At 61.2% G+C, this 6,238-nt stretch carries 7 protein-coding genes; all 7 read right to left on the bottom strand.

Annotated elements, in window-relative coordinates:
- Nucleotides 1–208: 208 nt before the first annotated feature.
- On the bottom strand, nucleotides 209–997 hold the full coding sequence (locus ACIQY3_RS30095; protein ID WP_403027203.1) for a TatD family hydrolase: 789 nt from the start codon (nucleotides 995–997) through the stop codon (nucleotides 209–211).
- A 15-nt stretch (nucleotides 998–1,012) separates the two neighbouring features.
- On the bottom strand, nucleotides 1,013–1,369 hold the full coding sequence (locus ACIQY3_RS30100; protein WP_403027206.1) for a PilZ domain-containing protein: 357 nt from the start codon (nucleotides 1,367–1,369) through the stop codon (nucleotides 1,013–1,015).
- A gap of 32 nt (nucleotides 1,370–1,401) precedes the next feature.
- Nucleotides 1,402–2,388 carry a DNA polymerase III subunit delta' gene (locus ACIQY3_RS30105; RefSeq protein ID WP_403027209.1) on the bottom strand — a complete coding sequence of 329 codons (987 nt, stop codon included), beginning with the start codon at nucleotides 2,386–2,388 and terminating at the stop codon, nucleotides 1,402–1,404.
- The gene (gene tmk, locus ACIQY3_RS30110; RefSeq protein ID WP_123510049.1) at nucleotides 2,381–3,013 is read right to left on the bottom strand and encodes a dTMP kinase; all 633 of its coding nucleotides are present in this window, start codon (nucleotides 3,011–3,013) and stop codon (nucleotides 2,381–2,383) included. Before tmk ends, ACIQY3_RS30105 begins: the two co-directional genes overlap by 8 nt.
- Nucleotides 3,014–3,032: 19 nt before the next feature.
- Complete coding sequence (gene mltG / locus ACIQY3_RS30115) at nucleotides 3,033–4,274, bottom strand: endolytic transglycosylase MltG (protein WP_403027213.1); 1,242 nt, start codon at nucleotides 4,272–4,274, stop codon at nucleotides 3,033–3,035.
- Nucleotides 4,275–4,277: 3 nt separating this feature from the next.
- Nucleotides 4,278–5,093 carry an aminodeoxychorismate lyase gene (pabC, locus tag ACIQY3_RS30120; protein WP_403027217.1) on the bottom strand — a complete coding sequence of 272 codons (816 nt, stop codon included), beginning with the start codon at nucleotides 5,091–5,093 and terminating at the stop codon, nucleotides 4,278–4,280.
- The coding region (fabF, locus tag ACIQY3_RS30125) for a beta-ketoacyl-ACP synthase II (protein ID WP_403027220.1) at nucleotides 5,093–6,238 on the bottom strand (1,146 nt) is incomplete at its 5' end. The genes pabC and fabF, both read right to left, overlap by 1 nt.

Raw genomic sequence — 6,238 nt, forward strand, 5'->3', positions numbered from 1 at the left:
ACTGGCGTCGACGCGATACTGATCAATACTTGAACTGTCGGCGAGGCATCTCCCCCAAGTGCCGCGTCGATATAGGTACCAACGGACCGCGTACCTTTGTTTTACTCCTAATGGTCTTAACCCGGATTCACCCCCCAGAACCCGGGTTTTTTTTGCCTGCGATTTCACCCCGTAGGAGCGGGCTTGCTCGCGAAGGCGGTGCTGAATCCTAAGCTGATTTCACATGTGCCAACGGAAACAGCCGCTTGAAATTCTCAGTGGTCTGCTCGGCAAATCGCTCATAGGACTCACCCCGCAGCATCGCCAGGAACTCTGCCACTTCCCGCACATATTGCGGCAGGTTCGGTTTGCCGCGATAAGGGATCGGCGCCAGGTACGGCGAATCGGTTTCCACCAGCAAACGGTCGGCCGGCACTTTGCTCGCCACATCGCGCAACGCATCGGCATTGCGGAACGTGACAATTCCGGACAGGGAAATGTAATAACCCATGTCCAGGGCAGCTTTGGCCATGTCCCAGTCTTCGGTGAAGCAATGCAGCACACCGGCCTGGGGCAACGCGGCTTCGCGCAACAGGTTCAAGGTATCGGCGCGAGCGCCACGGGTGTGGATGATCACCGGTTTGCCGGTCTGTTGGGCGGCTTGCAGGTGCAGACGGAAAGATTCCTGCTGCAACTCCGCCGCTTCCGGCTCGTAGTGATAATCGAGGCCGGTTTCACCAATCGCCACCACTCGTGGGTGATTCAGTTCCTGCAACAACCAATCCAGCGCAGGCGCGGCACCGGGTTGCACATCCAGCGGATGCACGCCGACCGAACAATCGACGTCGTCATAACGCTCGGCCAGGGCTTTGACATCGGCGGCGTTGTCGACGCTGACGCCGATGCACAGAAAGTGCCCGACCCCGCGCGCACGGGCCGCATCGAGGGCGGCATCCAGGGAACCGTCATGGGCGGCAAGGTCGAGGCGATCAAGGTGGCAATGGGAATCTACGAGCATAAAAAGGGCTGCAACTTACATCGTATGAGTGGGACGGTCGGATTTCAGGGCTCCGGCCAGGTGGGTTTCGATTCGACTGCGAGCGGTATTGTCACCATCGTTGAACTGCACGCCAACCCCGGCGGCCCGGTTGCCCTGGGCACCTTTGGGGGTGATCCACGCGACTTTGCCGGCGACCGGAATCTTTTCCGCCTCGTCCATCAAGTTCAGCAACATGAACACCTCGTCGCCCAACTTGTAGCTTTTGTTGGTCGGGATGAACAGGCCGCCGTTCTTGATGAATGGCATGTAGGCCGCGTACAGCACGGACTTGTCCTTGATGGTCAGGGACAAAATGCCGTTGCGCGGCCCGGTGTTGACGGGATCATTCATGCTGACCTCCACGGCTGATGCTCAGAGTCTAGTCACTTCTGGCCCGGCAAAGACACCCATTGCACCAGCAACGCTTCAAGCAGCAGCGCCGGATTGAGGTTGGCCTTGCTCATCACCTTCTGACGTTGGGCGAGGATCCAGTCCTGGATATTGAGGACTTTGTCCTGCCCGGACTTCTGCGCCAGGTATTGAATGACCTTGCGCATGTCCATCAGGCCCAGACCTTCTTCATCCTGGGTCAACTGATAGCGCAGGATCAGGCTCGACCAGTCGCAGAACCAATCGAACAGCAGCAATTGCGGAATGCTTTTCCATTCTTCGGCCAGTTGCGTCGGCGACTTCTGCTGTTTGAGCAGTTGCTTCACGCCTTCAACCACCAGCACCCGCTGTTCGCGTACGCCCTGGTTCTGCAATTTGACCGCAGCCAATGGCGAACCAGCAGCCAACGTCAGCAACTCGATGCGTTCTTCCTGCGAGCAATCCGGCAAAGCCGTCGCCAACCACGCCAGGCTCATCGCTTCACTCGGCAGCGGACAGGCCTGCTGCTGGCAGCGGCTCTTGATCGTCGGTAGCAAACGACTAGTCTGGTGACTGACCAACAGCAACACGGTGTCGCCGGACGGTTCTTCAAGGCTTTTGAGCAAGGCGTTGGCGGCGTTGACGTTCATCGACTCGACCGGCTCGATCAGCACCACTTTGCGCCCACCCATCTGCGCGGTCTGGACCACGAAGCTGACCAGATCCCGCACTTGGTCGACCTTGATCGCCTTGTCCGCCTCTTCCGGCTCCAGGATGTAGTTGTCGGGGTGACTGCCTGCCTTGAGCAACAGACAGGATTTGCACTCACCGCAGGCGTCCTGGGCAGTCGGGCGCTGACACAGTAGATGCGCCATCAACCGCTCGGCCAGGGCGCGCTTGCCGATCCCGGCCGGGCCATGCAGCAGATAGGCGTGGGCGTGCTGTTTACGGCCCGCCAGTTGCTGCCAGAGCTCGTCCTGCCATGGATAGGCCTCAGCCACGGGTCAGCTCCAGCAAACGCGGAAGCAACGCATCCAGGGACTGCTGGACCTGCGGCAGCGGCTGGGCGGCATCCACCAACACATAACGGGCAGGATCGGCTTCAGCGCGCTTCAGAAAGGCACTGCGCACCGCGTCGAAAAAGGTTCGGCCTTCAAGCTCGAAACGATCCAGCCGACCGCGGGCACTGGCGCGGGCCAGGCCGACTTCCACCGGCAGATCGAAAATCAGTGTCAGGTCCGGGCGCAAGTCGCCCTGGACGAAGGTTTCCAAGGTCGCGATGCGCTCCAGCGACAAACCGCGACCGCCGCCCTGATAGGCGTAGGTCGAATCGGTGAAGCGGTCGCACAACACCACCGCGCCACGGGCCAGCGCCGGACGGATCACCTCGGCCAGATGCTGGGCGCGAGCAGCGAACACCAGGAGCAGCTCGGTGTCGGGGTTCATGACTTCGTCCACCGGGGCCAGCAGCACTTCGCGAATGCGCTCGGCCAACGGCGTGCCGCCCGGCTCGCGGGTCAGCAGCACTTCGATACCGGCGGCGCGCAGGCGCTCGGCCAGGTATTCGCGGTTGGTGCTCTTGCCAGCGCCTTCAGGGCCTTCCAGGGTAATAAACAAGCCAGTCACAGGCAGTCCTTAATCAGAGTCATTGCGGGCTTTGCGGTGCCGGTGCCGGCGCATCCGGTTCTGGCGCGGAATCTTGCGCCGGCACTGGTGGTACGGCTTCAGGTGCAGGCGTCGGCTCAGGTGCGGGGGCAGGATCTTGCGCCGGCACTTGCGGCACCGCTTCCGGAGCGGTATCGGGTGACGCCGCAGGAATCGGCGTCTCAGCTTCCGGCGTCACCGGGGCGTTAGCCGGTGCCGGGCTCGATCGGTAATCGGCACGGCGCTTGAGCTGGAACTCGCGCACCGCCGAGTTATGGGCATCCAGGTCGTCGGAGAACACATGGCTGCCGTCGCCGCGAGCGACAAAATACAGACTGTTGCCGGCCACCGGGTTCAGCGCCGCATGGATCGCTTCACGACCGACCATCGCAATCGGCGTCGGCGGCAGTCCGGAGATCATGTAGGTGTTGTACGGCGTCGCTTCCTTGAGATGGGCGCGGGTCAACTTGCCGTTGTAGCGATCACCCAGACCGTAGATCACTGTCGGATCGGTCTGCAGCATCATGCCCATCGCCATGCGTCGCACAAAGACGCCGGCAATCTGCCCGCGTTCTTGCGGCACGCCGGTTTCCTTCTCCACCAGCGAGGCCATGATCAGCGCCTGATAGGGTTCGGTGTACGGTGCATCAGCCGCGCGTTTTTCCCATTCCTTGGCGAGCACTTCATCGAGGCGCTCATAAGCTTTTTTCAGCAGCTCGGCGTCGGTCATGCCACGCACGAAGCTGTAGGTGTCCGGGAAGAAGCGGCCCTCAGGGAAAATCCCGCTGTGGCCAAGCTTGTCCATCACCTGCGTGTCGCTCAGGCCGGTCAGGGTTTGCTTGAGCTTGTCATCCTTGGCCAGTGCCGCGCGGACCTGGTGGAAATTCCAGCCTTCGACCAGCGTCACGCTGTACTGCACCACTTCGCCACGCTTCCACAGGTCGATCAGACCGTCGACGGTCATCCCCGGCAGCATGCGGTATTCGCCGCTATGGATCGGTGTGGCGGAAAGGTTGAAGCGCCAATAGACGCGCAACCAGAAGGCATCCTTGATGACGCCATCGGCTTCGAGTCGATAGAAAGTGCGGGTCGGTGTCGTGCCCTTTGGCACTTCGAGCAGTTCTTCCTGGGTGATATTCAGCGGCTGTTCCAGCGCCGAATGAATTTTCCAGGCCGAAGCGGCTGACAACAGCCCTGCCAGAACCAGTCCGGTTTCCAGCAGTAGCAAGAGTTTACGTCTCACGTATCAAGCATCCAGTAGCGCACGGGCAATGGTTTGGAGTTTACGGGTGAGCGGGCCAACCGACCAGCTCAGTGCGGCATAGGCGCGCACCGGCCAAACGCCATACACGCTGTTGCAGACGAAAACCTCATCGGCCCATTGCAGCTGATCTAGGCTGATGTCGGTGATTTGCGTGGGGATTCCCAATGACTCAGCCTGAAACAATAATTCGGCACGCATCACGCCGGCCACGCCGCAGCGCTTGAGATCAGCGGTGATCAGTACACCCTCGCGCACCAGGAACAGGTTGCTGAAGACACCTTCGATCACGCGACCGACCTGATCGAGCATCAAGCCTTCGGCATGTTCGGTGTCTTGCCATTCGGCACGGGCGATCACTTGCTCGAGACGGTTCAGGTGTTTGAGCCCGGCGAGCAACGGTTGTTTGGACAGTCGTGTGGTGCAGGGAAATAATCGAACGCCCTGCTCTGCATGGACCGCAGGATAAGCTGCAGGCGGATTGCCTTGTAGAATGCGTCGGGCCTGGGCCGAAGGGTCTGGAGCATAACCGCGCAGGCTGTCGCCTCGGGTGAGGATGAGCTTGAGCACGCCCTCGCCCAGTGCAGCGGCGTAGGCCAGCATCTCGCTGCGGACCAGTTCCTGATCAGCAGTGATCGCCAGGCGTGAACAACCCTGTGCCAGACGCGACAGATGCCGGTCCAGCAACAACGGTTGCCCGCCTCGCACAGCAATGGTCTCGAACAGACCATCGCCGTAAGCCAGGCCGCGATCCTTCAGCGACAGAGCGTCAGCCGGCTGACCGTCGACCCAGCTGTCCATCAGTCAGCGAACCGGCGGAACACCAGCGAGCCGTTGGTCCCGCCAAACCCGAAGGAGTTGGACAGCACCACATCGATATCCATGTTGCGCGCGGTGTGCGGCACGAAGTCGAGGTCGCAGCCTTCGTCCGGCTCATCGAGGTTGATGGTCGGCGGTGCCACCTGGCTGTTGATCGCCAGCACACTGAAGATCGCCTCGACCGCGCCCGCCGCACCCAACAGGTGACCGGTCATGGATTTGGTCGAACTGACCGCCAGTTTGTAGGCGTGATCGCCGAACACCGACTTGATCGCACAGGCTTCGGCGAGGTCGCCGGCCGAGGTCGACGTGCCGTGGGCGTTGATGTACTGGACCTGATCGCTATTGATCTTGGCATCGCGCAGGGCGTTGGTGATGCAACGCGCAGCGCCTGCACCGTCAGCCGGTGGCGAGGTCATGTGGAACGCATCGCCACTGGTGCCAAAGCCGATCAGCTCGGCGTAGATGGTGGCGCCACGGGCCTTGGCGTGCTCCAGCTCTTCGAGCACCAGCGCACCGGCGCCATCGGACAGGACAAAGCCATCACGGCCCTTGTCCCATGGACGGCTGGCGCGGGTCGGCTCGTCGTTGCGGGTCGACAGCGCGCGGGAAGCACCAAAGCCACCCATGCCCAGGCCGCAAGCGGCCATCTCGGCGCCGCCGGCAATCATCACGTCGGCTTCGTCGTACATGATGTTGCGGGCCGCCATGCCGATGCAGTGCGTACCGGTGGTACATGCAGTGGCGATGGCGTAGTTAGGTCCCTGTGCACCCAGGTGGATGGACAGGAAACCGGAAATCATATTGATGATCGAGCCAGGCACGAAGAACGGTGAAATTCGACGAGGGCCGGAATCATGCAGCGTGCGGCTGGTTTCTTCGATATTGGTCAGACCGCCAATACCCGAACCCATGGCCACGCCGATGCGCTCACGGTTGGCGTCAGTGACTTCCAGACCGGAGTTGCGCACAGCCTGAAACCCTGCGGCCAGACCGTATTGAATGAACAGATCGAGCTTGCGAGCTTCCTTGACCGACAGGTATTCCTCGACATTGAAGCCCTTTACCGAGCCGCCAAAACGGGTGGAATAGGCAGAAAGGTCGGTGTGTTCGATCAGACCAATGCC

The sequence above is a fragment of the Pseudomonas sp. NPDC096950 genome (genome assembly GCF_044762525.1).
GTDB lineage: Bacteria > Pseudomonadota > Gammaproteobacteria > Pseudomonadales > Pseudomonadaceae > Aquipseudomonas.

What these genes read in the sequence shown, in the direction of transcription:
- ACIQY3_RS30095 (WP_403027203.1), bottom strand. Translation starts at nt 997, where the DNA reads ATGCTCGTAGATTCCCATTGCCACCTTGATCGCCTCGACCTTGCCGCC.
- ACIQY3_RS30100 (WP_403027206.1), bottom strand. Translation starts at nt 1,369, where the DNA reads ATGAATGATCCCGTCAACACCGGGCCGCGCAACGGCATTTTGTCCCTG.
- pabC (WP_403027217.1), bottom strand. Translation starts at nt 5,093, where the DNA reads ATGGACAGCTGGGTCGACGGTCAGCCGGCTGACGCTCTGTCGCTGAAG.